Raw genomic sequence first — 26280 nt, 5'->3', positions numbered from 1 at the left:
AAAAAACGTTATATCAAAGAGAGAGTGAATGACATGAGTGCGAATACCCAATCGATGATTTTTACGATTTATGGCGATTACATCCGGCACTACGGGAATCAGGTTTGGGTGGGAAGTCTGATTCGGTTGTTGAAGGAGTTCGGACATAACGAACAAGCCGTTCGCGTTGCCGTTTCACGAATGGTCAAGCAAGGATGGTTGATTTCTGAAAAACAAGGGACAAAAAGTTTTTATTCGCTGACGGACCGTGGGGTCGAACGGATGGAAGAGGCGGCGCGGCGGATTTACAAGTCGACGCCACACGTCTGGGATGGGAAATGGCGGACATTGATGTATACGATTCCGGAGGAAAAACGTCAGATTCGGGATGAGTTGCGGAAGGAACTGACGTGGAGTGGTTTCGGTAACTTATCAAACGGGGTCTGGATTTCTCCGAACCCGCTTGAAAAAGAAGCGACACGTCTGATCGAGGCGTATCAGATTACCGAATACGTTGATTTTTTTGTCGGTGAATACCACGGACCGCAACAAGATCAATCGCTCGTCGAACGTGCTTTTCCGCTCGACGAGTTGCAAGCGCGGTACGAAGCATTCATCGTTGAGTACAGCCGGCGTTACATCGTCCACCAAAGCCAAATCCAACTCGGAGAGATGGATGAGGAACAGTGTTTTGTCGAACGGACGAAGCTCGTCCATGAATACCGGAAGTTTTTGTTTACGGATCCTGGTCTCCCGCAAGAATTACTTCCGGATGCCTGGAACGGACACCATGCGGCAGTATTGTTCGAACAATACTATCGCCTGCTTGCGGCACCGGCCAGCCGATTTTTTGAGTCGATTTTCAAAGAGACACACGACGTGACACAAAAAAGTGCTGACTACGATGCGTCGGAGCATCCATTGTTTGCGGAGCGGTCGTAAGCGCAAGTAACCTTGTGCTTACGACCGTAGCGTCAATTGAGAAATGAATCTATTACAGGTGAACTCCGGTCTTCTGGAAGTTCACTTTTCGCATGTGGAAAACAGTTATTGTCCGAGCTGTTCCCGGAAGGCGTAACCTTTATCAACATAGGAGTCGATTGATTCCTGAATCATCTCGAGATCAGCTGGTGTCAACTGCCGCACGACTTTACCGGGGGACCCGACAATCAAGGAGCGGGGCGGGAACTTCTTGCCCGGGGGAATCAACGTATTGGCGCCGATGATACATTCTTCACCGATTTCGGCGTGATCAAGGACCGTCGCCCCCATGCCGACGATCGATCTGCGACCGATGCGACAGCCATGGAGAATCGCATTATGTCCGACCGTCACCTCGTCTTCGACGATGACAGGTGCCCCTTCGTATAAATGAATCGTCGCGTTGTCCTGGATGCTGCAACGCTTCCCGATTGTAATCGGTCCTTCGTCCCCGCGTAATACGGCGTTGAACCAAACCGTTGACTCTTCACCGATCGTTACGTCACCGATTAAGAATGCTCCCGGCGCCACGAAGACGGTCTCCGCAAGTCTAGGTGTCGTATCACGATATGGAATATTCATAAAAATCCCTCTTTTCCGATTAATGAATTTCAATTCAGTCTTACTTAGTATATCATTCTTAAACAGCAGATTGGAGGAAGACGATGTCCCGATTATGTGAGTTACTGCAAATCCGCGTTCCAATCATCCAAGGCGGAATGGGAAATGTCAGTCATGCTGCCTTAACGGCAGCCGTCTCGAATGCCGGTGGTTTAGGAACACTCGGTTGTGGCACACGTTCGCCGGAAGAAATGCGCCGTTTGATTGAGCAGACCCGTCAATTAACAACGCATCCGATTGCCTTGAACATTGCGATTGGTGTCTCGCCGCATACGGAAGCCCTGATTGAATTAGCGATAGCAGAACAGATTCCGGTCGTGTCCTTATCAGCCGGAAACCCAGCACCCTATACTGAACGTTTACGGACGGCCGGAATTACGACGATTGCGGTCATCGCGTCAGTCAAACATGCATTAAAGGCAGAAACGGCCGGGGTCGATTTGCTTGTTGCAGAAGGTGTGGAAGCGGCAGGTATCAATTCACCGCTCGAGCTGACGACGCTGACACTGGTTCCGCAAATCGTGGATCAGGTCACGCTTCCCGTCATCGCGGCTGGTGGAATTGGAGACGGTCGTGGCCTTGCAGCCGCTTGGATGCTTGGTGCATCCGGTGTTCAACTCGGTACGCGGCTGATTGCGACGCAAGAAGCAGTCGTTCATGCGAACTACAAGAACCATCTCGTAGAAGCAACGGATCTTGAGACACGAATCATCGGTCGTTCCGTCGGTCGTGTCCGGCGTGTGTTAAATGGACCGTACGTTGCTGCACTACAAGGTGTTTCATCGCTTGATGAGTTTAACGCGAAGACGACAGAAGCGTATCACGTGACGGGTGCGGTCGATGGTGACGAGGTCAACGGGTATGTCAACGCCGGTCTCGTGTCTGGTCTCGTTACAGATATTCCGACCGTATCTGAATTATTCGAGCGGATGCAACAGGAAGCGTATACGCAAATTGAACGGGTGCGGGCGGATTATATGTAATCGAGAAGTGAGGCGGATTGTAGACAACGTGCGATCGGGAGATTAAGCATCGTTATTCGTTGCTTTCCTCGGGCGAGGCGCAAGCCGTTGCTCCTTGATCCTAACGGACAACGCGCAGGGTCTTGCCTGCCTCTGAACGTGCGTTAAAAAACGCACTTTTCCCCGTAGGAATCAACGAAACACGACGCTTTTTTTAGGTAATACCGCTTTGAAGACGAGGCGAGACGGGGAAGCGCGAACGGATTGCATCCCGATATCGCATGGTTACGCCTCTTAATCGATTATCTACACGCTGAAGACGGGCAATCCGCCTTTTTTTATACAATTTTTTAAAATGGGACATTTGTCCTTTTCAGATAAGGTGAAAATAGTGTCTACTCATAACAGAAGAAACAAAAGGAGGTCCTTTGAAGTGCAGGGAGTTATATTCGCATTAATGAGTGGACTGTTCATTGCGTTGCAGGGAATTTTTAATGCCCGTTTAGGAGATGCCATTGGCCCATGGTTTTCCGTGACAATCGTTCATTTCGTCGGATTGATGGGGTGTTTAGCGATTTATAGTGTGGTCCGCGACCGGAAAATCGGCGGCTTTCGGCAGCTTCCGCTCATCTACGCCAGTGGCGGATTGCTTGGCGTACTCGTCGTCGTAACCGAACTGACGTCGATTCAGTTACTCGGCATGACGTGGGCGATGTGTTTGTTGCTCGTCGCACAAATTTTATGTGCATTCGTGATTGATTTGAACGGCTGGTTTGGTGTCATCAAAAAAAGGAGTAACCGGGGACAGTGGATCGGGATCAGTTTGATGCTTGCCGGAGTTGCGATTTTTTCACTGTCCTAAAGGGAGGATCTATGCAGACGATTGAGACCTATTTAAAACAGTACGACTTAGCGGATATTTTTACGGAGACCAGTAAATCTTATTTACGCATCGAAACGTTTTCGGAAGGGGACCTGTTATGTGTGACGGGTGAACCGATTGACCGGATGTATTTCATCGTCGAAGGAAAAATTAAAATCTCTGCAGCATCGGCTGAAGGGAAACAACGGATTTTACGCTTCAAAAAGGCGATGACGGTGATTGGGGACGCGGAATATATCAATGAACGGGAAGTCTTGAATACCATCGAGGTGATTACGGATGTCGTGGCACTCAGCATTCCGTATGCGATCTTACGTGAGCACAATACGACGAACACCTTTTTACAATTTTTACTGCGGGTCATTACGACCAAGTGGTACGCCGACTCGAAATCAGCATCATTTCATGTCCTTTATTCGGTCGAAGAACGATTTGCCGGATATTTGTTATCGATTACCTCGGACGTTTCCGACAGCCTGTTTTACCAAGAGATGCGAACATCGAATCTCCATGACGTCGCCGATTGGCTCGGGACGAGTTACCGTCATTTAAACCGTATCATCTCAACACTTTGTGACGAAGAAATCTTGGCGAGGCGACGCGGGAAAATCATTATTTTAGATGTAGAGCGGATTAAAGAAAAAGCGAACGGAAATAGTTACGAATAAGGAGGGAACAGCGTGGGACTAGGTATGTTTTGTGCGATTACGGCAGGAATGATGATTAGTTTACAGACGGTATTGAATGCACGGATGAGTCATGCGTTCGGGGCATGGGCGACGACGACCCTCGTCTTTTTTGTCGGGTTCATCGGTTCACTGCTCGCGTTACTCGTATTTCGGGGTGGCACACTCTCGAAGATTCAAACGGTCGAACCGCTTTATTTATTTGGTGGTCTGGTCGGGGTCGGTGTTGTATTTTGTGTGATGCGCGGGATTCAGCTGCTCGGTCCATCGATTGCGATTTCGGTCGTCTTGATTTCGCAACTCAGTTTTGCATTATGTGTCGATTTATTCGGTTGGTTCGGTTTACCGAAGCTTGAGCTTTCGCTCGGACAAGTCGCTGGATTGCTTGTGATGCTAGCCGGTATTTTTGTGTTGAAACGATATCAAGTCGTAGAAATCGAATCTTCGGATGAGTTGTCGGAAAAGGTATCGTAATTCTTACGGTTAGCTCTGGCAACATCAAGTCGATTTTTCAGCACGAAGACGAATTAGTAGTTGTGAAATGAAAGCTTCTCCTTTTTTCGTTGCTTTCCTCGGGCGAGGCGCAAGCCGTTGCCTTGATCCTCACGGACAACGAGCAGGGTCTTGCCAGCCTCTTGGCAGCGCGTGTTCACGCGCTTTTTCCCGTAGGAGTCAACGAAAAACGAAGCTTTCAGGGTGTACCGTAGAGAAAATCATAGAGTAGTGTTAGAGCGCAATCCGTCTCGAATCGCTTTGAAGACGAGGCGAAACAGGGGAGCGCGAACGGATTGCCTCTTGTTATAGCATATTCACTCTTCATAAGAGTGTATCTACAAACGAAAAGCCCGCACGAAGCGGGCTTTTTTTAGTTTAGACAGATACTTCTTCTTTCCAAGCCACATCGATGAATTCATCGCGACCGGATGCTTTCCGGTCTTTTTTGTAGTGCTCCGGATTCTTTTTGTGGAAGTTTTGATGATAGTCTTCTGCTGGGTAGAAGGCTTGTGCCGCTTCGATTCGTGTGACGATCGGTTGCTTAAAGCGATTGCTCGCAGCAAGCGCGTCACGTGAAGCAATCGCAGCAAGGCGCTGTTCTTCCGTATGATAAAAGATGGCAGGTGCGTATTGTGTCCCACGGTCCTGGAACTGTCCGCCGGCGTCAGTCGGATCCGTTTGCGGCCAGTAAAGTTCGAGTAACCGCTCGTATGAGAATAACGCCGGATCAAATGTAATCTCGACGACCTCCGAATGACCGGTCGTGCCTGTTTTTATTTGTTCGTATGTCGGATTTTCGATTTGTCCTCCTGTATAACCGGAAACAATTCCGTGAATACCGGGCAGTTCTTCGAATGGTGTCACCATGCACCAGAAACAGCCTCCTGCGAATGTTGCTTTTTCCATCTATATCTCGTCCTTTCCGCTGGCGGTAGTCGCCCTATAATCATTCGTGCTCTGACAGCGAGAAAACGAAAACGACTCCTTTGCTTGGTTGCAAAAGGAGTCGTCGCTTTTTATCAACCAAAGCTTGCGCTTTGCTGGTCGTAGCACCTTGCCACTGAAGGCAGGTTGCTGGGACGTCATCGATCCAGATCTCTCAGTCCACTCTTGATAAGTGTTATATGAAGTTGATTAAATTCGTTATCATTGATGTGATAATAGCATCTCTAAAACGACAAAGTCAATCATTAAGATTGTAAGGCATGCAGGACGGTCGCACCTAGAGATTTCGCGCCGACGAGTAGTGCCCGTTCATCGATTTCATATTTCGGATGGTGTTGCGGATAAATCGTACTCCCGTCCGTTTTGGCGGACCCCGTAAAGAAGTAGCTTCCTGGGATACGCTCTAAATAATAGGCGAAATCATCGGCTGCCATCATCGGTTTGAGTTCTTTGACAGATGCCTCACCTAAGAAAGCCGTCGCTTCTTTAACGAGATTTGTTTCTACCGGATGATTCCAAAGGGAAGGATAACCCGTCGTAAAGTCGATGGAATAGCTCGCACCGATTCCGGCACACGTCGTCCGGGCAACCAAATCGACCTGCTGTCGTAACTGGTGACGCAGCGCTTCGTCAAATGTTCGAATTTCTCCGACAATCCGTGCCTCACCAGTAACGATGTTCGGAGCCGTTCCGGCGTGGAATGAACCGATTGCGATGATGGCAGGTGAAAACGGATCAACGCGCCGACTGACGAGGTGTTGGAGATTACAGACGAGTTGTGCCCCGGCGACGAGTGCATCTTGTGTTTTATGAGGGGCTTGCGCATGACCACCCTGTCCGTGGACGACGATTTCGAATTCATCGATGGCGCACAGCGTATGTCCTGCGTGATAGCCAATTGTTCCGACAGGTAAGTCATTTTCGAGATGCGTACCGAAAATTGCATCGACCCCGTCAAGACAGCCGTCTTCAATCATTTGAATGGCACCACCCGGGAAGACTTCTTCCCCGTGTTGATGAATGAATACGATTGTTCCGTGAAGGTCTTCTTGCAGTGCTGTAAAGGCCGAGGCAAGACCGAGTGCAATCGCCGTATGTCCGTCATGTCCACACGCATGCATGACACCCGGATGAATCGAACGGAAGGCGAGATCCGTTTCCTCCTGCAGTGGCAGGGCATCGAAATCGGCCCGAATGGCGATGGTCTTTCCAGGATGTTTTCCTTTGAGGGTCGCGACGATCCCGCTACCACCGACGTTCCTGCGGTAAGGGAGACCAAGCTCATCATAAAATGAGGCGATGGCGTTTGGTGTCCGCACTTCTTGAAAAGAGAGTTCCGGGTGACGGTGCAGATCACGACGTCTTTCAATGATTTGTTGTTCGAGTTGATCGAGTTGAGTGAAGAGTTGCTGTTGCATCATAATCATCCTTTCAGGTTTTTGAGGTATGACTTTCTATAAAACGGGTACAGATAGGAGTAATGAATGATGAGGAGGAAAACAAGTCATGGGAGAAATTATTGTCAACGCGGTCATCACAGTCAAAGCAGGTTTAGCCGATCAAGTCTTTCCGATTTTAAGTACGGTCTACAAAGCTTCACAAAACGAGCCGGGGTGCTTGCGTTATAGCTTACATCAATCGATTGAAGATGAACATCAGTTCATGCTGTATGAAGTCTATCAAGATGAAGAAGCGTTAGAAGCGCATATTGCGTCAGACCACTATAAAGCGTATCGCGAACAAATCGAATTGTACTTAATCGATCGCCAAGTTACGAAATATGCGGAAATGACATTTTAATGTTAGCTAAAAGAAGCGGACCTCCCGGGTTAGGGAAGGTCCGTTTTTTTAATCATTACATTGATTTGAAACCGAGGAAGTGCTCACGCCAGTGCGGCTCGTAAATTGAACTGATTTGCAGTTGTGATCCTCCGGCATGAATGAAGTGTTTACTATCTAACATGATCCCGATATGCGAGGGGCCATCCGTATACGTGTTTTCGAAGAAGACGATATCCGAGCGTTTTCCGGAACTGATACTTGTGCGTTGATTTGTAAAGAACGCTCCGTACCAGTAACCGCGGACATTCGTCCGTCCGCCGTATTTTCCGGCTTGGTTCGTCGCATAATGAATCAAGCCGGAACAATCGAATCCACCATTCGCCACGTTTTGTGATCCCCATGTGTACGGAGTACCGATATGGGCAACAGCAGCTTGAATCAACTTTTCGCCACGTGAATTATTTTTCTTGTCAACTTTTGTTTCGCTCGTCACTGTAAGGGCCGTCACCGGGATGTAGACGGGCGTCCAGCCGGACTGAATGACATAGAAATTACCGACGCGGTAACGCGGATACACACGCTTGCCTTTTTCGACCAACCCGGCACTTTTTGGACTGGCAGGTGTGTCATAAAATGAAGTCGTTGCTTTGACCGTATAGACTTTTGAACGATTGATGGCTTGCTCGTTATACCGCATATCCGGTTTGCTCGTTCCGATATAAGGATTGAGGACGTAACCCGTTTGACCATTCGGTAGACGGACTTGCCAAAAGTCATCATCAATCGATTTTAATCCGATCAATTTCGTTCCTTTGCTTAAGTGACTCGCCGGACGACTGTAGGCGACGTCAGCAGAAAAGAGTGGTGTTTGGTTGAAATGGACGTAAAAGACGGTCCCGACTTTGGCTTTAGATGTCGGTTTATTTAAACCGAGCCGACTTGAGTCAACGAATCCGAAGCGTGATCCGATTTTAACGCGTGTGTAGTAACCGCTTTTTCCGTAGGTCGTGATTAATGCTCCTTTTTTCAGTGTCCCAATGTTTCCGCTAAGACTGGCTTTTGGATGGACGACCAACTTGTCTTCGGTCACGTAACGTGTTCCTGTCGTCGCATACAGATCTGCTTTCGTTGCTGCGAGCGAACTCGTCAAGACGTATGCATATTCACCGCGGAAGATGATTCGGCTATAGGCGCCACTCGTCCCGTAAATCGTCAAGAGCGTGTTCTTTTGATGATGCTTAAGAACCGTACTTGAACTGCTTGGGGATTGCTGGATCGGTGTTGTTTTTTGGATGTACAGGCGATTTGTTTTGGCATAGACTTTTGATTTCGCGAGTGAGCTCGTCAAGACGTACGCATATTCACCGCGGAAGATGATTCGGCTATAGGCACCGCTCGTGCCGTAAATCGTCAAGAGTGTATTTTGTTTATGATGCTTCAAGACGGTGCTCGAACTGTTTGGCTCTACCTGAATCGGTGTCGTATCTTGGACGTAAAGCCGATCGGTCTTTGCGTAGACGACGGAATCGCCGAGGTGCGCCGTCAATACGTATCCGTAGGTATCATTGATTCGGACGCGGGAATAAAGACCAGATGTCCCGTATGTTTTGACGGTAGCATTTAAAGAATAGCTCCCAAGTTGTTTACTTGTCGTATCGGCATCTGTATAAATCACAGTTTGTTGTTGGGCGAATTGAGTGCCCGTCGTTTCATAAACAGGTGTCTTACTTAAGAATTTACTTGAAACGAAGACGTAAACGTCGCCTTGTTTAACCCGCGTGAAGTCACCCGATGTCCCGTACGTATCGATTAACGTATTTTGAGTGATTGATTTTCCTGTCGGCGTATCAATTGAAGCAGTCGTATAGGAAGGCGCGAGTGCTGTTATGTATTGCGAATCGATTTTTTGATAAACCGGTTGCTTTGCAAGTTGCGTTGTCTTGACGAAGCGATAGACGCCATCGATTGAAATGCGTGTAAAGAGACCATCTGTGCCAAAGGTTTCGACGGCGGTCGTTGCTGGTAACGTCTTGACGAGGGTCGTCTCGTCAGCAGTCTCAAAAACAGGAGTTTCGGAAAGTGTGTACTGCGTTCCGGTTGCTTGTTCTGTTTCTGTTTGTTCTGTCACTTCCATTGGTGTCGGATTCGTATCCGCGTGGCCTTGTAGTGGGAGAGACCCGAGTAACATGACAGATGCCGTGATACTCGTAAACCAATATTTATCAAAATCAGGCGAGAATACGCCCACTTCTAACCGATCCGGGTGAAGCCCGAGTGAAAGTGGGAGATGAATCGCCACCCTCTCTTTCGGGTATATCCGTTGTAAGGAGGTGAACCTCATGTTGACTCACAAGACCTATAAATTCAGAATCTACCCGACAAAAGAGCAGGAAATCCTGATCGCGAAGACGATCGGTTGTTCGCGCTTCGTCTTCAACCACTTCTTGGCGAAGTGGGATGAGACGTATAAAGCGACAGGTAAAGGACTGTCCTACGGGTCTTGTTCGAAAGAACTCCCGTTGTTGAAGCAAGCGTTCGACTGGCTGAAGGAAGTCGATAGCACGTCTGTGCAGACGAGCGTCAAACATCTTGCCGATGCCTTTGACCGCTTTTTCAAGAAGCAGAACGAACGACCCCGCTTCAAGTCAAAGTGCAACCCTGTTCAATCGTATAAGACGAACATTCAAGGCAAGTCTCAACTTCCAGAAGTCTCGATCGTCGGCGCCAAAATCAAAATTCCGAAGCTGAAGTGGGTCCGTTTCGCCAACTCGAGGCAAGTCGTCGGACGCATCTTGAACGCGACCATCCGGCGTAACGCTTCAGGAAAATACTTCGTCTCCCTGCTCGTCGAGCAGGAGAGCAACGAAATGCCGAAGACGGGCTCATCCGTCGGCGTCGATGTCGGGTTGAAGCACTTCGCCATCCTGTCGGACGGCACGGTGTACAAGAACGACCGTTACTTCCGTTCGCTTGAGAAAAAGCTGGCACGCGAGCAACGTAAACTCTCTCGTCGTCAACGGTTGGCCTTGGACAAGAAAGTAACACTTTCCGAGGCGAAGAACTATCAGAAGCAGAAGCGGAAGGTCGCCCGCATCCACGAGGAGATCGCGAACAAGCGAACCGATTTCCTGCACAAGGTATCGACCGAGATCGTCAAAAACCACGACGTCATCGGCATCGAGACCTTGCAAGTGAAGAACATGCAGAAGAATCGCAAGTTGAGCAAGTCAATCTCTGAGGTCAGTTGGTCGGAGTTCTTCCGCATGCTCGGATATAAGGCGGCATGGTACGGGAAGACCGTCGTGAAAGTCGGCAAGACCTTCGCCTCTAGTCAACTGTGCTCCAGTTGCGGACATCAACACGAAGACGTGAAACATCTTGGCTTGCGTGAATGGACATGCCCAAGTTGCGGCATCCACCACGACCGCGATGTGAACGCAGGACTGAACCTCAAACAAGAAGCTGAACGCCTCTTAGCTTCTTCAACCGTCGGGACGACGGGGTTAGCCTGATCAATTTTCGACCGTTAGATCGGATAACTCAGGAATCCTCCACCTCTAAGCGAAGCGTAGGTGGAGGTAGTTCAAAAGATTTCATTCATTGAGCTCCTATCATTAAAAATGTAATTTAGCATGTCTAAAGATAAGTTTAGCACTTTCTTTTTGGAAAAAGAGCTGGATATCAGAAATAGTAAAAATGAACTAAATTATGGGAACGGTTTCGTAGGACATATTCCGCCGTGAATAAATCAAAAAAGAGACGGACAAATTTCGCTGGAAATTCAACCATCTCTTTTGGTGAAATGAAGTTATTCTGCTTCGTGATCAATCTGCCACTCCCAGTCGAGCATGCTGTAAATCAACGAATCGCGCCAGTGGTCTTCTAAATAAACGGTTTCCCGTAACAAACCTTCGCGCGTCATCCGGACTTTTTGTAAGACACGCTCCGAAGCGACATTTCGCGGATCACATGTTGCCGTGATGCGATGTAAGTTTAATTTTTCGAAGCCGAATTCGAGTAAAAATGTTGCAATCGATGTCGCGTAACCATTGCCCCATTCGTCAGGCGATAAAATATATCCAATTTCTGCGATTTTATGTTCTGTGTCGGTGACGATGAGCTCTCCCGCGCCAATGACATGATCGTCAGGAAAGGTGACGGCGAAGACATAGCGACGACGTGGACTTTCGAGTTCACTTTCAAGTGCATCGTGTAAAAACTGTTTTGTATCACTCTCAGAGTTCGGTCCCCACGACTGATACTGACTGGCGATTGGTTGTGAGGCATAGGAATGGACAGCTTCCAAATCTTCTGGTGTGAAACGTCGAATCCGAAGTTGATCGTTGATTTTGTAGCGCATGATGAGACCCTCCTCTTTCATTGATTCACTTATCTATATTGGCTAACGGTAGTGGATTCTCCTGTTTGACACATAAAATCAAGCGTGCTAGGGTGAAGACATCGAACGAAATAGCTAGCCTCTAGGGTTCCGTACGGCAACGTAGACTTGGACCGAGGGAGGCACATGAGTACACCTCATGCAACGGAGGGATAAAAGCCCGGGAGTAGAGCGTCTAGACGCCTGCTTCCGGGCTTTTTTTATTTTTTAGGATGAATGTTAGGAGGAAAAGTGATGACGAAATACTGGTTAGGAATTCTAGTGGCTTCCTTTTTTGAAGTTGCTTGGGTAGTCGGTTTGAAACATGCAGATAGCGTACTTGAATGGATGGGAACAATCATCAGCATCATCATCAGCTTTGCTGTCTTGATTAAGGCGAGTAACCATTTGCCGGTTGGAACAGTTTATGCGGTCTTCGTCGGCCTTGGAACAGTCGGGACGGTCATATTGGACATCATTTTATTTGACCAAAGTGCGTCAGTCATGAAGTTAGGATTGATTGGTGTGCTGTTGATGGGTGTCATCGGATTGAAATTAGTCAGTGGGGAGGTGGAAGAATGAGTTGGTTGTTTGTCATTATTGCCGGATTGTTTGAGATGCTGGGTGTTGTCTTCATCAATACGTTTAATCAACACAAAACGTTCAAGAATGGTCTATTGATGTTTGGCGGATTCGGCTTGAGCTTCCTATTCCTATCACTTGCGATGAACGGATTGCCGATGGGAACAGCTTACGCTGTCTGGACAGGAATCGGGGCAGCCGGTGGAACAGTACTGAGTATGATTTTTTATCAGGAAGCGAAAGACTGGAAGCGGATAGTATGTATCGGTCTGATTCTTAGTGCGACGGTCGGATTAAAGCTGATTGGCGAATAAACATGTCAAATAGATTATTTTTTTATGGAAGAGCCGACTTGTTGGCATATTTTACAGAGAAACAGGAAATACTCCTTATAAGGATACGTTGTACGACAAAACGAACATAAGGGGAGATTCATATGAAAACGAAACAATACATCGGTACGTATTACTCGGAAGAAGAGCTAATCTCGAAAATGGATGAATTGCATATTCAGGGGCACCGGGAAGAAGATTTTTATGTCATCGTCAAGGAAAAATCAGATATTGAACTCGTCCGCAGTCAAATGGACGCGGAAATTGCGGCGACAAAACCATCATGGATGGATCGAATCCGAGGGAATAAAGGGCGCGATCAAGAAGTCGATCAGTTATTCGACTCACTTGATTTACCTGCAGAAGATGTAGAAGAACGTAAAGTCGAAGTCGAAGGCGGCGGATTCGTACTTCTGATTGAGGTTCAGGATATTCAGTTTGATCCGCATTTGAACACGGACAATACACATGAAGATGTCAAAGTCCGTTACGGCAGTTATGATGAGACGCACACATCGAGCGCTGCAAATTCAAATGCTCAACTCGGTTCAGGGAATACGCTTGATGTCGATCGGGACTCTAAGGAAGAACATGCCGAAGTTGATTTACACCGAGCCGGAACGGATCAGATGCCGCAAGACGAACAAGCCATCAATCGGGCAAAAGTAGAACAGGACCGCAAGCCGGACATTGCGATGCGTCGCGATGACGATTTCAAACGGCTCGACTCTGAGCGTGATGAAGAAAATAAGAAACAGACGCAGTCACACTCGGATGATGTAGCCGAGCAAGATCACGGAAACAATCTCGATCGTTAATCCGCTCTTGAAAAAGTTACTAAAAGGGAGGAGCCGAAAACGGCCCCTCCCTTTTTTGATTATTTTTTATGCATTTCATCCGGATTCGAACCGGTTCGTTGATTTTGATTTAACGCATCAAGTTGTTGCATCTCAGGTGCTGAAAGTTCGAAGTCAAAGACTGCCAGGTTTTCACGAATTCGACTCGGCGTGACCGATTTCGGAATTGCGATAATCCCGTGTTGAATGTGCCAGCGGAGAATGACTTGGGCTGGTGTTTTGTCTTTTGTCGTCGCGAGGTCCGTGATGACAGGTTCAGTCAAGGCGTCGCGTCCCTTCATGAGCGGACTCCATGCTTCAACTAAAATGTCGTGTTCCTTACAAAACGTCCGAATTTCTTCCTGACTTAAGAACGGATGTAATTCAATCTGATTGACAGCAGGTACGACGGTTCCTTCTTCCAGAATCCGCTTTAAGTGGGGGATATGGAAGTTCGAAACACCGATGGCTTTTGTTTTTCCTTGCTTGTACAGTTCTTCGAGCGCATGCCATGTGTCCACGTAACGATCTTCGTTCGGCATCGGCCAATGGATAAGATATAAATCGACATAATCGACCCCGAGTTTAGTGAGGCTTGTTTCGAAGGCTGCGAGCGTTTCTGCATATCCTTGATCCGCATTCCAAACTTTCGTCGTCAGAAAAATTTCTTCGCGCGGAATTCCAGAGTCACGTAATGCGCGTCCGACACCTGCTTCATTTTCATAAATCATCGCCGTATCGATTGAACGATAGCCGGCACGTAACGCTTCCAGTACTGCTTGATACACTTCTTCTTCAGGTACTTTAAAAACACCGTAACCGAGTTGAGGCATACTTAGACCGTTGTTGAGTGTGACGTGTTGCATGAGTGGAAGTCCTCCTTCATGTAATCGTTTTATCTTCATAAGTGTACGCTTATTCAGTATGAAAATCGAATGAAATGAGGGGTTGTAAGAAAGGAACAGTCTGCGTATACTGAGCAATAACAAATAATGGAATGAGGGGATTTAGATGATTCGTCAAGCAGTTTTGCAATACATACATGAAAAAGAAGCCGTATCTCAGCTTGACACGTTGCTTGGGAAGCGGAGTGGCGTGCTACTACACGGAGCAAAAGCCTTACAAGCGGCGAATCCTTACTTGCCAGCATTACCGAAAGTCCTGTTTCAAGGGCATTGTACGGATTTTTAAGTCGCGGAATTAGTCAAGGCATGTGCGACATATGACGTCATCGTTGCGTTAGGGGGCGGATCATTGATTGATACGGCAAAGAAAGTTGCTGTTCAATTGAACCGACCTTTGATTGTCATTCCGACGATCATCTCGAATTGTGCGCCGTGGACGCCACTTAGCGTCATGTACGACACGCAAGGTCAATATCTTCGTTTTGATACGCTGCCGGTTGTCATCGAGGCACTTTTACTCGACCATCGGATTCTGTCGGCGAGCCCCTATGATTATTTTGTCGCGGGTCTCGTAGACACACTTGCAAAATGGTATGAGGCACGTGCTTTAAGTGGGATCACAGTGGAGAATCCAATCATTGAAATGGCTTTACGGGTTGCAGAGCAGTGCAAAGACCTCATCTTAAAAACACCAATCAGCGAGGAGATTTTTCGGGCGTATCCGTCCAGCATCGAACACTTGGTGGAAACCGTCATTCCGTTAGCGGGTAGTGTCGGCGGGTTTGGTGATGATGCGACGCGTGGGGCAATTGGTCATGGTGTCCATAATGCGATGTCTCCTTTTGCATCAACACATTCAATTTTACACGGAAGTAAGGTCGGATATGGTCTCTTGGTCCAGGAGCAGTTGTTGGGTGAAAGTGAAGCATACAACGAGTTGCGGACGTATTTACAAAAAAACGGACAACCGATAACGAGTCTTGATTTAGGACTGACATCGGTAGAACTTAGTCAGTTGGCAGCACGAATCGGACAAGAACCATTATGTCAGTTGATTGAGACGGATTTATCGCCAGCACGTTTACTGGGCGTGCTTAAGCAAAATGATGTCGAGAGTATCACAACCTCATGAAAAAACAGCCTCCGATTAAAATCGGGGGCTGTTTCAGCGTGTAGACAAACTTTTATGAAGTGTGAACATGTTATAACGAGAGGCAATCCGTTCGTGCTTCCCTGTCTCGTCGCTACAGCAAAGATGCAGGGCAATCTAAAGCGTCTGTATGCATGAATTTCCTTTACGGTATGACCTAAAAAGCGTCACGTTTCGTTGACTCCTGCGGGGAAACGTGCGTTTTTAACGCACGTTCAGAGGCAGGCAAGACCCTGCTTCTTGTCCGTTAGGATCAAGGAGCAACGGCTTGCGCCTCGCCCGAGGAAAGCAACGAAAAAGACGCTTGATCTCCCGATAACACTTCGCCTAAAGTCTGAACAGCCCCTGCTTAAAAATGGGGGCTGTTTTTCTTATTATTGTGCCTTTGCGAATTGTGCGTAAGGTGCAGGGCGACCAAGCAGATATCCTTGTCCGAAATCAAAACCAAGTTGCCGGCAAAGCTCGAGTTCTTCCTGGCGTTCGATGCCCTCTGCTAAAATCTTGATTCCCATTTCTTTCGTAAGATGGCGAGCTTTTCGTAAGAAGGCTTCATTTTCTGCGACCGTATCACAGTTCGAGATGAAAGACCGATCGATTTTGATATAGTCCGGTTGCAACAACGTCAACATATCGAGTGTCGAGAAGCCGGCGCCGACATCATCAAGCGCGACTTGTATCCCTTGTTTTTTATATTGTTCGAAGACATGTTTCAAGTGATTGACGTCTTCAATTTTTTCCGTTTCGACGACTTCAAACACAAGACGACTCGGGTCGACATTATATCGTTCAACGATTTCGAACGTATGACGAAGGCAGTATTCTGGGTTATAAATCGTCGAGGGAAGGAAGTTGATGAACGTTTTCTCTGTTCCGCCAATATGATGTGTCGCGCGAATCGCTTCTTCGCGTGCGCGTTGATCAAGTCGTGAGTGGAGTCCCATCTTTGAAGCAGTCGAAAAAAGAATACCTGGTGACATCGAGACATTGTGATCAGCGGCGCGAAGGAGTGCCTCATTCGCGAACAGCGTGTTGGCCTGAATATCGTAAATCGGTTGCAGGTGACTCGTCATGTTACCTGTTTGGATGAAGTCGATGGCTTGACGATGACGTAATTGCTCGAGTAGAACAGAAGCGAGAAGCATTGGGGTAGAAAAGCGCGATCCATCTTTTCGACATGAGACGGGAACATCATTAATCTGTAACGTTGATTCAAGAAGCTCCTCTAACTGGTTAAACGATGTGTACGAATAAACTTGAGGGATGCTCGACTGGATATGTAAGGAGCCGGCCTCTATAAAACGAATCGTTGTCGTACATTCGGCGCAAGGATGCCACATAAAATGATTTCCACCTTTCCTGTAGAGAGATACATCTAAAAAAAGATGTATTTATTAAATTGGTTAAATACTTTACCCAAAGATAATTGAAATGTAACCTGAATTCAAACATTTAATACGCTATTGACCAAACTAAAAAAAGATAGAGAATTCGAAGAAAATCGAATCCTCTATCTTCTTTATCGGGTGATTGAAACGAAAAGTAAAACGATCGATCATGCTGTCATGAACAAAACCCAGCCCGTCGCGTGTAACAAAAGAGCAAGCGGGACAAGTAACTGGAATTTCGGTTTGCGTGTTTTATGACGTACGAGTTGCATCCCGAGTAATGAACCGAGCGCACCTCCGAGAAAGGCAATCCAAAGCAATGTAGCTTCCGGCGTCCGTTGCGCGTGTTGTTTCGCGCGACGTTTATCGGACCACATCGAGAAGAAGCCGACGACGGTCATCACGCCGTAAAAAATAAGAACCATGTATAATCCGTTCATTATTTGCGCCTACCTTTCTGCGCCACCGCCGCCGGAACTACCGCCGCCACCACGACTTCCACCACCACCACCGCCACCGCCGCGCATAACGGCTGACAGAATGTTGATGATTGCGAAGAAGAACATGCCACCTGTAAATTTCATATCCAAGAACAATAACAGGACAAGGCCTGCACCGATGACGATTTTGACCCAAAGACTCAATCCCTCTTCAGCATTCGCTTTAGGCGGATCTTGTGATTCGAGTGACTGTTCCTTCGAGACGACACTGATGACGGCTTTATAGGTTTCTGAAGCTGCTTTTCCGTAATCGCCTTCGTCACGATAAGGAACGGCATATTGGTCGAGGATCCGGCCTGCCGTGATATCGGTCAGGACACCCTCAAGCTTGTAGCCAACTTCAATCCGGAAATTCCGGCTTTTTTCGTTTGGTGCCACGATCACCATGACACCGTTATCTTTTCCTTCTTGTCCAATCCCTTGGGCACGGAAGGTTTCATTCGCATACGTGCTCAAGTCCTGTCCTTTTAAGTCGGGGACAGTTTTTAAAACGACTTGTGCGGTCGTATATTGTTCGAGTTCCTGACCAAGACGAGCGAGTTCCGCTTCTTCCGACGCGGTCAGCAACTTTGCATCATCTTGGATGAAGAAAGCGGCTCCCGTGCGTTCTGATACGGCTTCGGCAGTCGGAGTCAGAAGGAAGAAAACGAGGAACGCACTCAAAAGGAGGCGCGTTCTTCGCCAAATCATTTCGAATCACTGTTGAAATCGACCGTTGGGTTTTCGCGGTCGCTTTCTGAAATTTCATAGTATGGTTTTTTATCAAAACCAAACGCCGAAGCATAAAGCGAAGTTGGGAAACTGCGACGTTTCTTATTGTAGAGTGTGACTGAATCGTTGTAATCTTTCCGTGCGATACCGAGACGGTTTTCTGTCCCTTCAAGCGTATCCATCAATGATTGGAATCGTTCACTTGATTTAAGGTCCGGATACGTCGTTTGTAAGGCGATTAATCCACGGAGAGAAGACGTGACTTGCTGGTCGGCTTCAATCCGTTGTTCTGTCGAAGCAGCGCGGGCAAGGCCGGCTTGTGCTTCTGCGATATCGCCGTAAACTTTTTCTTCTTGACCAGCGACACCTTTAACAGTCTCGACGAGATTCGGGATGAGATCCGCCCGTCGTTTAATTTGGTTATCGACTTGTGACCATTTGTTCGAAACATCTTCTTCGACGTTTACGAGACTGTTGTATTGTCCGATTGCTAAAAATGCAATGATGACAACAACAGCAATTCCGATGATGAGAGGTAATTTAGAACCCCCACGATTTCTACGTGCCATAATTCGTTCACTCCTTTTTCTGTATCTCATCTACTATATACCCTAAACGGTTTCAATAAGTTTCAAAAAAACAAAAAACTATCAGCAAAAAACTGATAGTTTTTTTGTTTCTTACATGTAAACGACGATTGCAAGAATCCCAGCTAAGACAAGACGATAGATCGCAAACGGAACAAGTTTGATTTTATTGATCAGTTTCAAGAAGAAACGAATCGAGAGTAGCGCAAACGCGAACGATGCAACAAAACCGACGATGTAAAAATTGAGGTGAGTCATTTCGATGTAATTCCAGTTTTTGACGAGCGAGAGGAAACTGGCCCCGAACATGATCGGTACGGCCATGATGAACGTAAAGTCAGCCGCCGTCCGGTGATTCATCCCGAGGAAGACACCGCCGGAAATCGTTGAACCGGAACGCGAAAATCCTGGCCAAAGTGAAATACATTGGAACAATCCGATGAGTGCTGCTTGACGGTAAGTAATTTGGTCGAGTGTCGTCGTTTTCGGTTCTTTTGGACCGAGTTTATCTGCTGCAATCATCAAGATGGCACCGACAGCGAGACCGATGATGACGGTATCGATCGAAAAGAGATTTTCATCGATGAAGTCTTCGAACAATAAACCGAGCACGGCAGCAGGAAGCAGTCCGATTAAGACGTGACGCAATTTTAATTTGTGTGTGCCCGTCGCATCATGCTCGCCTTCGATTTTATAGAGTCCGATTAAGCTGAACAACCGTTTCCAAAAGACGACGATGACGGCAAGGATTGATCCGAGCTGAATGACAATCTTAAAGGTGTTCGCGGAATACTGAGTTAAGAATTCTGAAGTTTGAAGCCACATATCGTCGACGATGATCATATGACCAGTTGAAGAGACAGGGGCGAATTCCGTCATCCCTTCGACGAAACCGAGTAAGAGTGCTTTAAGTAATTCAATGATAGTCATGTTATTCTCCTTCTATATTTTACTATCTAAAAACATATCATGTTTCATTCTTCTGAGATAGAACTAATCTGAATATCGGGCGCAAGACCGATAACGAAAACACCTTGTCGAATGAATAAAAAAAGAGTAGGATGGACTTATAATCAAACGAACATTTGAATGAGGTGGAGGAATGGAAACGAAAACTGAGCGATTACGAATTTCAGGAATTGATTGTGCCAATTGTGCGGCGAAGGTCGAGCGTGGTGTTTCGACTGTCGAAGGAATCGAAGCGGCAAATCTTGATTTTACGGGACAAAAGCTTTATATCACTTATCAAGGAGAGGCACCGGATGACGCGACATACGATGCGGTCGTCAAACGGGTACAAGAATTAGAGCCGAACGTCGAAGTTTCTCGTGACGTTCCATCTGACGAAAGTCATGTTCATGACCACGGTCCATTTTTAACGCAAATGAAAAAGATTCAATACAGCATCGGTGGGGTTGCCTTCATCAGTGCCTTCTTTTTACCGAGCTCAATTGAACTTATCTCATTTGCGCTGGCTTACTTCTTAATCGGTTGGGATGTGTTACGAAACGCGATCCGAAATATTCGTCAGGGGCAAGTATTTGATGAAAATTTCTTGATGGTCATCGCGACGGTTGGTGCTTTTCTAATTGGCGAGTACCCGGAAGCGGTCGCCGTCATGCTGTTTTATCAAGTCGGTGAGTTTTTCCAACACCGGGCAGTCGATCAATCCCGCAAATCGATTGCTGAATTAATGGATATTCGTCCTGAGACGGCAACTCTTGAAAATGGACAAACGATTAGTCCGTTACAAGTGAAGGTCGGGCAACGAATTTTAGTCCGACCGGGCGAAAAGATTCCGCTCGACGGAACAATCCTTGAAGGAGAAGCATTCATCGATACCGTCGCCTTGACGGGAGAATCAGTACCACGACGTGTCCGCACGAACGATACGATTCTTGCAGGAACGATCAATACAGATGGGCGACTGTTGATTCAAGTCGACCGTCTCTATAGTGAGTCAACGGTCGCAAAAATTCTTGATCTCGTTGAAAATGCTTCGCGCCACAAGGCGCCGACGGAAAAATTCATCACCCGATTTGCTCGTGTCTACACACCGGCAGTCGTCGGGATTGCGACATTGCTTGCTGTCTTGCCTCCATTGTTTGTCACGGGTGCGACATGGGAGGACTGGATTTACCGGGCACTTGTTTTTCTTGTCATCAGTTGTCCCTGTGCGCTCGTCATTTCAATTCCGCTCGGGTTCTTCAGTGGAATTGGTGCCGCTTCAAAACGAGGGATTCTCGTGAAGGGTGGAAATCACCTCGAGTCATTACAACAGCTGGATACGGTCGTTTTTGATAAAACAGGGACCTTGACAGAAGGGGTCTTTGAAGTGACGGAACTCCGCCCGGTTGCCTGTTCAGACGAAGAATTATTGAAAGTGGCAACGCTTGTTGAACAGCATTCGAATCATCCGATTGCAAAGTCCATCCAACGGACATATGCAAGTTATGGTGAAGTGACGGAATCCGTTCAAGAGTATCGCGAAGTCGCAGGATCAGGTGTCGTCGGTCGCTTCGGAACGGATACGATTCGTGCCGGGAATGCCCGTTGGTTCAATGAACTTGGTTATGAGACGCTTGATCAAACGGCAGACGGGACGTACGTTCATGTCGCACGCAATGATACGTACCTGGGCTACATCCGAATTGCTGATCACATTAAAGACAGCACGGTTGAAGCACTTGCTCGCCTCAAGGCACTCGGTGTGAAGAAAACGATTATGTTAACAGGGGACCGTCTGGCAACAGCAGAAGTGATTGGTCGTCAAATCGGGATTGACGAAGTTGCAGCAGAACTATTACCTGATCAAAAAGTCGAACAACTCGAACTGATTTTGAAGCAAGCGGATGGAAAAGTGGCCTTTGTTGGCGACGGCATCAATGATGCCCCTGTTTTGACACGAGCCGATGTCGGAATCGCGATGGGCGGACTCGGCAGTGATGTGGCGATTGAAGCCGCAGATATCGTCCTCATGACAGATGAACCAAAGCAGTTGGTCGAAGCAATTGAGGTTGCCCGTGCGACACGAAAAATTGTCTATCAAAACATTTTCTTCGCACTTGGCGTGAAAGCCGTGTTTCTCCTGTTTGGTGCATTTGGTTTCGCGACGATGTGGGAAGCTGTGTTTGCGGATGTTGGTGTAACCGTCCTGGCTGTTTTAAATGCGATGCGCATCCTCAAAAAATAATTAAAGGTACACGTTGAAAGGTAAGGACTCAAAAGTCATTCCAATATCAATCTGAAAACTCCTTCACCGGCGATGAAGGAGTTTTTTTTTGTTCAATCAGTTTGTTTTTAGCCTAAGGCGACATCAAGAATCATCATGACGGTAAAGCCGACCATTAGACCGAGTGTCGCTAAATCCGAGCCGTTTTCAGCTTGTGATTCAGGAATCAATTCCTCAACGACAACAAAAATCATCGCGCCGGCTGCAAAGGCGAGTGCGTAAGGCAGTAACGGTTGAATGAAGAAAACGGCAGCCGCCCCGATCATTGCCGCAATCGGTTCAACAATGGCGGACATTTGACCGTAATTGAAAGCGCGACGGCGTGACATGCCTTCACCACGAAGCGGAATCGATAAGGCAGCACCTTCCGGCATATTTTGAATTCCGATTCCGAGTGCGAGCGTCAAAGCACCAGCGACTGTCGCCCCGTCCATATTTAACGCAGCAGCACCAAAAGCGACACCGATTGCTAGACCTTCCGGGATGTTGTGTAAGGTGATCGCTAAAAAGAGCAGAGTTGCCTTTTTAAGACCGGTCGAAGGGCCTTCTGCATTTTCAAGTGGTGCGGATAAGTGTAAATGTGGTGTTACGAAGTCGAGTAAGCGAACGAAGAAGCCACCTGCTAAAAATCCGATTGCAGCCGGAAGCCAGGCGATGCCACCATCCTGTTCCGTAAATTCAATCGCCGGAGCGAGCAGTGACCAAAAGGACGCAGCGATCATGACACCGGCGGCGAAGCCGAGCATCATATTCATGACCTTTTTTTCAATTGTCGTAAAGACGAAAACAAGTGCCGCCCCAAGTGCGGTCAAGCCCCATGTCATCATCCCGGCGAGTAATGCCTGGATCACGACGGGGAGTGAAGTAAACCATTCAAACATACAAACATTCCTTCTTTCAAATCATAATTCAAGAGATAAGTGCATTATTGAAGCCCACTTTCACTCCTACCCGTTTTCAATCCGAACTAGTCGCATCAGGGGAATTTCGATCGAATTTTGACTCCGGACGTACAGAAGTCCTCGTTCGCGCTCGATTCGTTCGATGAATCCGGTCAGTGTGATATAGCTTCCTTCCTTATAATACGTGATTTCAAGTTCTTTTCCTTCCATTAATGCTTCTTCGAGGATGAATTGCCATGATTCTTGAAGTTGTTCATCGATGGGCGGTAGTGTTAAACGATGCGTATCTTTATAATAGTCGCGCAACAGTTGAATGTACTCCGGCATCAAAAACGGAATCCATTTTAAATTGCCACGGTCACGATACCGTGTCATTGCCGTCACCTCCCGGATGACCACCGACGAAGCGGAGGCGGCGCTTGGCGACACTTGTATCAAGAAAAGAAACAGCGAGGCGGATGGTTCCCTTCCCGTAACGGACGTTGACATGATCGATTGCCTTTAACAAGCGTTTGCGTTTCCAAACACGGGTATTGTCTTCGAACAACGACAGTTGCAGTGCACCTTGGTCGGGGACAAGTTGACCGAGCGAGACGGACAAAAAACGAATCGGTTCGTGTTCGAGCCAGTTCGGCTCGAACAGCTGAAGGATATGCCGCAGGATAATCCGTTCGTCTGAAGTCGGATAAGGGATACGGAGTTGCTTTGAAAACCCTGCCCGGACGATATGTCTCGAGTAACGGACACCTAAGTGAACCGTCCATCCAAGTTGATTGGAAAAGCGGACGCGGGCTGCGACATCGCTTGCGAGCTCACTTAAGACCAGCCGAATCTGGTCGTATTCGTAATAATCACGCATTAGTGTCACGCCATGACCAATCGTCTTCTGTCGGGATGATGCCGGACGAAATAAAGCGGTCGGATCAATCGTCGTCGGAGATTGATCGATGCCCCATGCATGATGCCAAAGTTCGGCACCGATGACACCAAAACGTTCGTGTAGTGTTTCTAATGGTGCGGCCGCCAAATCGCCGATCGTCTCGATGCCTAATTGATTCAGATGGTGCTCCATTTGATGACCGATCCCCCACATCTTGCGAACGGGAAAGTCATGTAAGAGACGGGGGACATCAGCATAACCACAACGCGCAATGCTCTGTTTTTTCCCGAGTAAATCAAGGGCAAGTTTCGCGATGACGTTATTAGGACCAATCCCGATTCGGACGTGAATGCCGGTTTGTTCCAGGATGGCTGACTGTAATTGGTTAGCAGCTTCAAAATCCGTACCGAAGAGGTGCTCCGTTCCCGTCATGTCGATGAAACTTTCGTCAATCGAGTATACCCGGATTGCTTCCGGTGGTCCGAATTGATGGAGCACATCGAGGACACGAATCGACGTTTTCATGTAGCATAACATGCGTGGTTCGACGAGGTGAATCTGCTTTCGTTCCTTGTACGGGAGTTGTTCAATCTGGTAGAGACGACTTGCCGTTTTGATACCAAGGGCCTTTAAAGCAGGGCTCGCCGCTAAAATGACGGAGCCGCTCCGTTTTAAATCGGAAACGACGGCTAATTTTGTTGTTAATGGTGGTAGATTTCGGTAATGGCACTCGCAACTGGCATAAAAAGAGACACTATCCACGCAAAAAATACGTTGGTTTGGAAAGTCCGCATCAGAAGACACGAAAATCACTCCTTTTAGAACGTTTGTTCTTATTTTATTTATGTTGATTCTAGCACGGTCTCAAAGTGTCTCAAATCAAAAATTGAAAAAGAGTGTACATGTCATCACTTTTTAGAGCGCGGCATGACTTTAGAGATCATCCTCTTGAGTCATATTTAGGTAACAGGTTTGGTACACTAAGGACTGAGAAGAAGAAGGGTTGGGAGAGAATGAAGAAAAAACCGATGATCCATCTACCGGATGTCCCGAATAATTTAGCAGTCGAAACATTTGCAGAAATCGAAATCGATGATCCGTACTTGTATCAAATGATGTATGAAAAAGAAACGTTACCCATCGAGCTGACGGAGCGGATCGATGCCAATCAAGTCTGTTTTCGGAATGTCTCATTTGCGGGTCTCGTGTTTGATCGCGCGTCATTTGAAAATGTCCGGTTTGAGCAGTGCGATTTGACGGGTTGTCAGTTCCGTGACAGTCGTTTTCATCGCGTTCTGTTTCAGGACTGCCGCCTGACGGGGGTTCAATTAGAAGAAACGACGCTTGATCATGTCACGGTAAAAGCATGCCAGGCGAATTACTTACAAGTGATTCGGACATCGCTCCGACAAGTAACGTTCGAGCAGACGGCGATGCGGGAGACACAATTCTTCGAAGGGAAACTCATCGATTTACGTTTTGAGGATGTTGAATTGATGGAAAGCCAGTGGGTTGAAACTCCGTTAAAAGGACTCGATTTGCGACAAGCGGACGTCTCGGGGATTACGATTGATCCACGCTTTTTGACAGGGGCGATCGTGACGGAAGGACAAGCAATCGCATTTGCCCGATTACTCGGTCTTGTCATTCCGCAAGAATGAACATGAAAAAACCGGACGCTGTTCCTCTTCCTTTTAGGGAAACGGAAAACGTCCGGTTTTTTTGTATTCGTACGACTCTCGAAGGAGAGACTTAAAAGGAGAGCGTCTCGCCGTCGTCCGGAATCAAAAAGTGAGCGGAGAGATGATTTGCTGCTAAAAAGTCAGCGATCATATCGCGGCGGAGCAGGCAGTGATTGACAGCTTCGAGATGCGAGACGATGATCGTCGCTTCAGCCGCTGCCGCGTGGACCGCTAATAAATCACGTTCCGACATCGTGATCGGTTCACCGGTCTGGAACTGGGCGGCACCACTATTGACGACGATGACGTCCGGTGCATAGGTATCAATCGCAGAATCGACGTCGTCACACCAAATCGTATCACCGGCGATATAGAGCGTCGGCTCATCGGGATGTGTAAAGACGAGACCGGATACGTGTCCCATCCGTTTTCCGATTTCGCCGACGCCGTGTTGACCGTTCGTGCGGAAAACTTTGACATCACGGAGTGTCACACCCTGGTCGAACGGCTGAACGTCGGTGAAACCGCCCTCTTTAATGACAGAGGCGTCCGTCGCGTTTTGAGCATAGAGCGGAACCGTCTTCGGTAACAATTGTTTTGCGGCCTCATCGAAATGATCGGCGTGAAGATGTGTCACGAAGACGGCATCCGGGTCGAGTAAGGTCGAGACATCGACCGGTAAGTCGACAAGGGGGTTGCGGTGGGTGTTCGGTGTATGGTCGAACGGAGGAAGCGAACCCTTTTCACCGAGAAAAGGATCAATTAAAAAAACTTGGTTGGCATAGGTCAAGACGAGTGTCGCATTTCGAATTTGCTGGATGTTCACAGGCAATCTTCCTTTCTTGTACGAATCTTCCTCGTCTCATATTCCCGACTTGCCGAAC

The 26280-nt window shown here is 47.5% G+C and carries 28 protein-coding genes, 1 pseudogene and 1 riboswitch; of the genes and pseudogenes, 14 read left to right on the top strand and 15 right to left on the bottom strand.

Annotated features, from left to right (window positions below):
• The first annotated feature begins 33 nt into the window (after positions 1-33).
• A complete protein-coding gene (gene paaX / locus KNP94_RS11370) occupies positions 34-921 on the top strand; it encodes a phenylacetic acid degradation operon negative regulatory protein PaaX (protein ID WP_088836220.1) in 888 nt (295 codons plus the stop codon).
• 105 nt (positions 922-1026) lie between these two features.
• Here paaX and KNP94_RS11365 read toward each other — a convergent pair whose 3' ends face one another.
• Entirely contained in the window at positions 1027-1542 is a 516-nt protein-coding gene (locus KNP94_RS11365) for a gamma carbonic anhydrase family protein (protein WP_214767199.1), read from the bottom strand.
• Positions 1543-1625: 83 nt separating this feature from the next.
• Between KNP94_RS11365 and KNP94_RS11360 the strand changes: the two genes are divergently transcribed.
• From KNP94_RS11360 to KNP94_RS11345, 4 genes are all read left to right on the top strand, one after another.
• Positions 1626-2564 (top strand): NAD(P)H-dependent flavin oxidoreductase, encoded by a 939-nt coding sequence (locus KNP94_RS11360; protein ID WP_214803346.1) that lies wholly within the window; start codon positions 1626-1628, stop codon positions 2562-2564.
• 412 nt (positions 2565-2976) lie between these two features.
• Positions 2977-3405, top strand: a complete 429-nt coding sequence (locus tag KNP94_RS11355) for a DMT family transporter (protein ID WP_029332550.1) — start codon at positions 2977-2979, stop codon at positions 3403-3405.
• Positions 3406-3416: 11 nt separating this feature from the next.
• On the top strand, positions 3417-4094 hold the full coding sequence (locus tag KNP94_RS11350) for a Crp/Fnr family transcriptional regulator (RefSeq protein ID WP_215115668.1): 678 nt from the start codon (positions 3417-3419) through the stop codon (positions 4092-4094).
• 12 nt (positions 4095-4106) lie between these two features.
• Entirely contained in the window at positions 4107-4586 is a 480-nt protein-coding gene (locus KNP94_RS11345) for a DMT family transporter (protein WP_215115667.1), read from the top strand.
• A gap of 396 nt (positions 4587-4982) precedes the next feature.
• Here the strand turns inward: KNP94_RS11345 and msrA are convergent, their stop codons facing one another.
• Together msrA and KNP94_RS11335 are read right to left on the bottom strand one after the other, a co-directional pair.
• Positions 4983-5513 (bottom strand): peptide-methionine (S)-S-oxide reductase MsrA, encoded by a 531-nt coding sequence (msrA, locus tag KNP94_RS11340; protein WP_088836228.1) that lies wholly within the window; start codon positions 5511-5513, stop codon positions 4983-4985.
• A 107-nt stretch (positions 5514-5620) separates the two neighbouring features.
• A riboswitch (SAM riboswitch) is annotated at positions 5621-5727 on the bottom strand.
• Between the two features lie 70 nt (positions 5728-5797).
• Complete coding sequence (locus tag KNP94_RS11335; protein ID WP_215115666.1) at positions 5798-6970, bottom strand: M20 metallopeptidase family protein; 1173 nt, start codon at positions 6968-6970, stop codon at positions 5798-5800.
• Between the two features lie 88 nt (positions 6971-7058).
• Between KNP94_RS11335 and KNP94_RS11330 the strand changes: the two genes are divergently transcribed.
• Complete coding sequence (locus KNP94_RS11330) at positions 7059-7352, top strand: putative quinol monooxygenase (RefSeq protein WP_029332555.1); 294 nt, start codon at positions 7059-7061, stop codon at positions 7350-7352.
• Between the two features lie 55 nt (positions 7353-7407).
• Here KNP94_RS11330 and KNP94_RS11325 read toward each other — a convergent pair whose 3' ends face one another.
• Positions 7408-9633, bottom strand: coding sequence for a C40 family peptidase (locus KNP94_RS11325; protein WP_371816042.1), 2226 nt, complete (start codon positions 9631-9633; stop codon positions 7408-7410).
• A 40-nt stretch (positions 9634-9673) separates the two neighbouring features.
• Here KNP94_RS11325 and tnpB point away from each other — a divergent pair, with 40 nt between their 5' ends.
• Positions 9674-10846 carry an IS200/IS605 family element RNA-guided endonuclease TnpB gene (gene tnpB / locus KNP94_RS11320; RefSeq protein ID WP_215115665.1) on the top strand — a complete coding sequence of 391 codons (1173 nt, stop codon included), beginning with the start codon at positions 9674-9676 and terminating at the stop codon, positions 10844-10846.
• Between the two features lie 296 nt (positions 10847-11142).
• On the opposite strand, the gene KNP94_RS11315 is transcribed toward tnpB, so the two are convergent.
• Positions 11143-11694, bottom strand: a complete 552-nt coding sequence (locus tag KNP94_RS11315; RefSeq protein ID WP_214805506.1) for a GNAT family N-acetyltransferase — start codon at positions 11692-11694, stop codon at positions 11143-11145.
• A 273-nt stretch (positions 11695-11967) separates the two neighbouring features.
• On the opposite strand from KNP94_RS11315, the gene KNP94_RS11310 reads away from it, so the two are divergent.
• The 3 genes from KNP94_RS11310 to KNP94_RS11300 all read left to right on the top strand — a co-directional run bounded on the left by KNP94_RS11310 (position 11968) and on the right by KNP94_RS11300 (position 13444).
• Entirely contained in the window at positions 11968-12294 is a 327-nt protein-coding gene (locus KNP94_RS11310; RefSeq protein WP_088836231.1) for a DMT family transporter, read from the top strand.
• The gene (locus KNP94_RS11305) at positions 12291-12608 is read left to right on the top strand and encodes a DMT family transporter (RefSeq protein ID WP_088836232.1); all 318 of its coding nucleotides are present in this window, start codon (positions 12291-12293) and stop codon (positions 12606-12608) included. Before KNP94_RS11310 ends, KNP94_RS11305 begins: the two co-directional genes overlap by 4 nt.
• A gap of 122 nt (positions 12609-12730) precedes the next feature.
• Complete coding sequence (locus tag KNP94_RS11300) at positions 12731-13444, top strand: general stress protein (RefSeq protein WP_088836233.1); 714 nt, start codon at positions 12731-12733, stop codon at positions 13442-13444.
• 59 nt (positions 13445-13503) lie between these two features.
• Here KNP94_RS11300 and KNP94_RS11295 read toward each other — a convergent pair whose 3' ends face one another.
• Positions 13504-14328: an aldo/keto reductase gene (locus KNP94_RS11295; protein WP_215115664.1), complete on the bottom strand. Its 825-nt coding sequence runs from the start codon at positions 14326-14328 to the stop codon at positions 13504-13506.
• Between the two features lie 145 nt (positions 14329-14473).
• On the opposite strand from KNP94_RS11295, the gene KNP94_RS15950 reads away from it, so the two are divergent.
• Positions 14474-14653 carry a hypothetical protein gene (locus tag KNP94_RS15950; RefSeq protein WP_251132638.1) on the top strand — a complete coding sequence of 60 codons (180 nt, stop codon included), beginning with the start codon at positions 14474-14476 and terminating at the stop codon, positions 14651-14653.
• Between the two features lie 15 nt (positions 14654-14668).
• A pseudogene (locus tag KNP94_RS11290) lies at positions 14669-15499 on the top strand (iron-containing alcohol dehydrogenase); the annotation flags it as partial.
• 392 nt (positions 15500-15891) lie between these two features.
• On the opposite strand, the gene KNP94_RS11285 reads toward KNP94_RS11290, so the two are convergent.
• From KNP94_RS11285 to KNP94_RS11265, 5 genes are all read right to left on the bottom strand, one after another.
• Entirely contained in the window at positions 15892-16854 is a 963-nt protein-coding gene (locus KNP94_RS11285; protein WP_215115663.1) for an EAL domain-containing protein, read from the bottom strand.
• A 215-nt stretch (positions 16855-17069) separates the two neighbouring features.
• Positions 17070-17342: a DUF1294 domain-containing protein gene (locus KNP94_RS11280; protein ID WP_369834755.1), complete on the bottom strand. Its 273-nt coding sequence runs from the start codon at positions 17340-17342 to the stop codon at positions 17070-17072.
• A 9-nt stretch (positions 17343-17351) separates the two neighbouring features.
• The gene (locus KNP94_RS11275; protein ID WP_088836238.1) at positions 17352-18092 is read right to left on the bottom strand and encodes a TPM domain-containing protein; all 741 of its coding nucleotides are present in this window, start codon (positions 18090-18092) and stop codon (positions 17352-17354) included.
• The gene (locus KNP94_RS11270; RefSeq protein WP_088836239.1) at positions 18089-18682 is read right to left on the bottom strand and encodes a LemA family protein; all 594 of its coding nucleotides are present in this window, start codon (positions 18680-18682) and stop codon (positions 18089-18091) included. Before KNP94_RS11270 ends, KNP94_RS11275 begins: the two co-directional genes overlap by 4 nt.
• A gap of 111 nt (positions 18683-18793) precedes the next feature.
• Entirely contained in the window at positions 18794-19630 is an 837-nt protein-coding gene (locus tag KNP94_RS11265) for an undecaprenyl-diphosphate phosphatase (RefSeq protein ID WP_215115662.1), read from the bottom strand.
• 172 nt (positions 19631-19802) lie between these two features.
• Between KNP94_RS11265 and KNP94_RS11260 the strand changes: the two genes are divergently transcribed.
• Complete coding sequence (locus tag KNP94_RS11260) at positions 19803-21893, top strand: heavy metal translocating P-type ATPase (protein ID WP_214808760.1); 2091 nt, start codon at positions 19803-19805, stop codon at positions 21891-21893.
• A 107-nt stretch (positions 21894-22000) separates the two neighbouring features.
• On the opposite strand, the gene KNP94_RS11255 is transcribed toward KNP94_RS11260, so the two are convergent.
• The 3 genes from KNP94_RS11255 to KNP94_RS16135 form a co-directional block, all read right to left on the bottom strand.
• The gene (locus KNP94_RS11255; RefSeq protein WP_029332569.1) at positions 22001-22813 is read right to left on the bottom strand and encodes a ZIP family metal transporter; all 813 of its coding nucleotides are present in this window, start codon (positions 22811-22813) and stop codon (positions 22001-22003) included.
• A 66-nt stretch (positions 22814-22879) separates the two neighbouring features.
• Positions 22880-23209: a YolD-like family protein gene (locus KNP94_RS11250; protein WP_088836242.1), complete on the bottom strand. Its 330-nt coding sequence runs from the start codon at positions 23207-23209 to the stop codon at positions 22880-22882.
• The gene (locus tag KNP94_RS16135; protein ID WP_215115661.1) at positions 23193-24518 is read right to left on the bottom strand and encodes a Y-family DNA polymerase; all 1326 of its coding nucleotides are present in this window, start codon (positions 24516-24518) and stop codon (positions 23193-23195) included. Before KNP94_RS16135 ends, KNP94_RS11250 begins: the two co-directional genes overlap by 17 nt.
• A 209-nt stretch (positions 24519-24727) precedes the next feature.
• Here KNP94_RS16135 and KNP94_RS11240 point away from each other — a divergent pair, with 209 nt between their 5' ends.
• On the top strand, positions 24728-25375 hold the full coding sequence (locus KNP94_RS11240) for a pentapeptide repeat-containing protein (protein WP_214808764.1): 648 nt from the start codon (positions 24728-24730) through the stop codon (positions 25373-25375).
• Between the two features lie 91 nt (positions 25376-25466).
• On the opposite strand, the gene KNP94_RS11235 is transcribed toward KNP94_RS11240, so the two are convergent.
• Positions 25467-26222 carry an MBL fold metallo-hydrolase gene (locus tag KNP94_RS11235; RefSeq protein WP_215115660.1) on the bottom strand — a complete coding sequence of 252 codons (756 nt, stop codon included), beginning with the start codon at positions 26220-26222 and terminating at the stop codon, positions 25467-25469.
• Positions 26223-26280 lie beyond the last annotated feature (58 nt).

This window comes from Exiguobacterium sp. s80 (assembly GCF_018618725.1).
Classification (GTDB): Bacteria; Bacillota; Bacilli; order Exiguobacteriales; family Exiguobacteriaceae; genus Exiguobacterium_A; species Exiguobacterium_A oxidotolerans.
Note: the sequence above shows the minus strand (reverse complement) of the source record. Positions and strands in the feature narration are given on the sequence as shown.

What these genes read in the sequence shown, in the direction of transcription:
- paaX (WP_088836220.1), top strand. Translation starts at nt 34, where the DNA reads ATGAGTGCGAATACCCAATCGATGATTTTTACGATTTATGGCGATTAC.
- KNP94_RS11365 (WP_214767199.1), bottom strand. Translation starts at nt 1,542, where the DNA reads ATGAATATTCCATATCGTGATACGACACCTAGACTTGCGGAGACCGTC.
- KNP94_RS11360 (WP_214803346.1), top strand. Translation starts at nt 1,626, where the DNA reads ATGTCCCGATTATGTGAGTTACTGCAAATCCGCGTTCCAATCATCCAA.
- KNP94_RS11350 (WP_215115668.1), top strand. Translation starts at nt 3,417, where the DNA reads ATGCAGACGATTGAGACCTATTTAAAACAGTACGACTTAGCGGATATT.
- msrA (WP_088836228.1), bottom strand. Translation starts at nt 5,513, where the DNA reads ATGGAAAAAGCAACATTCGCAGGAGGCTGTTTCTGGTGCATGGTGACA.
- KNP94_RS11335 (WP_215115666.1), bottom strand. Translation starts at nt 6,970, where the DNA reads ATGCAACAGCAACTCTTCACTCAACTCGATCAACTCGAACAACAAATC.
- KNP94_RS11330 (WP_029332555.1), top strand. Translation starts at nt 7,059, where the DNA reads ATGGGAGAAATTATTGTCAACGCGGTCATCACAGTCAAAGCAGGTTTA.
- tnpB (WP_215115665.1), top strand. Translation starts at nt 9,674, where the DNA reads ATGTTGACTCACAAGACCTATAAATTCAGAATCTACCCGACAAAAGAG.
- KNP94_RS11315 (WP_214805506.1), bottom strand. Translation starts at nt 11,694, where the DNA reads ATGCGCTACAAAATCAACGATCAACTTCGGATTCGACGTTTCACACCA.
- KNP94_RS11310 (WP_088836231.1), top strand. Translation starts at nt 11,968, where the DNA reads ATGACGAAATACTGGTTAGGAATTCTAGTGGCTTCCTTTTTTGAAGTT.
- KNP94_RS11305 (WP_088836232.1), top strand. Translation starts at nt 12,291, where the DNA reads ATGAGTTGGTTGTTTGTCATTATTGCCGGATTGTTTGAGATGCTGGGT.
- KNP94_RS11300 (WP_088836233.1), top strand. Translation starts at nt 12,731, where the DNA reads ATGAAAACGAAACAATACATCGGTACGTATTACTCGGAAGAAGAGCTA.
- KNP94_RS11295 (WP_215115664.1), bottom strand. Translation starts at nt 14,328, where the DNA reads ATGCAACACGTCACACTCAACAACGGTCTAAGTATGCCTCAACTCGGT.
- KNP94_RS15950 (WP_251132638.1), top strand. Translation starts at nt 14,474, where the DNA reads ATGATTCGTCAAGCAGTTTTGCAATACATACATGAAAAAGAAGCCGTA.
- KNP94_RS11285 (WP_215115663.1), bottom strand. Translation starts at nt 16,854, where the DNA reads ATGTGGCATCCTTGCGCCGAATGTACGACAACGATTCGTTTTATAGAG.
- KNP94_RS11280 (WP_369834755.1), bottom strand. Translation starts at nt 17,342, where the DNA reads ATGAACGGATTATACATGGTTCTTATTTTTTACGGCGTGATGACCGTC.
- KNP94_RS11275 (WP_088836238.1), bottom strand. Translation starts at nt 18,092, where the DNA reads ATGATTTGGCGAAGAACGCGCCTCCTTTTGAGTGCGTTCCTCGTTTTC.
- KNP94_RS11270 (WP_088836239.1), bottom strand. Translation starts at nt 18,682, where the DNA reads ATGGCACGTAGAAATCGTGGGGGTTCTAAATTACCTCTCATCATCGGA.
- KNP94_RS11265 (WP_215115662.1), bottom strand. Translation starts at nt 19,630, where the DNA reads ATGACTATCATTGAATTACTTAAAGCACTCTTACTCGGTTTCGTCGAA.
- KNP94_RS11260 (WP_214808760.1), top strand. Translation starts at nt 19,803, where the DNA reads ATGGAAACGAAAACTGAGCGATTACGAATTTCAGGAATTGATTGTGCC.
- KNP94_RS11255 (WP_029332569.1), bottom strand. Translation starts at nt 22,813, where the DNA reads ATGTTTGAATGGTTTACTTCACTCCCCGTCGTGATCCAGGCATTACTC.
- KNP94_RS11250 (WP_088836242.1), bottom strand. Translation starts at nt 23,209, where the DNA reads ATGACACGGTATCGTGACCGTGGCAATTTAAAATGGATTCCGTTTTTG.
- KNP94_RS11240 (WP_214808764.1), top strand. Translation starts at nt 24,728, where the DNA reads ATGAAGAAAAAACCGATGATCCATCTACCGGATGTCCCGAATAATTTA.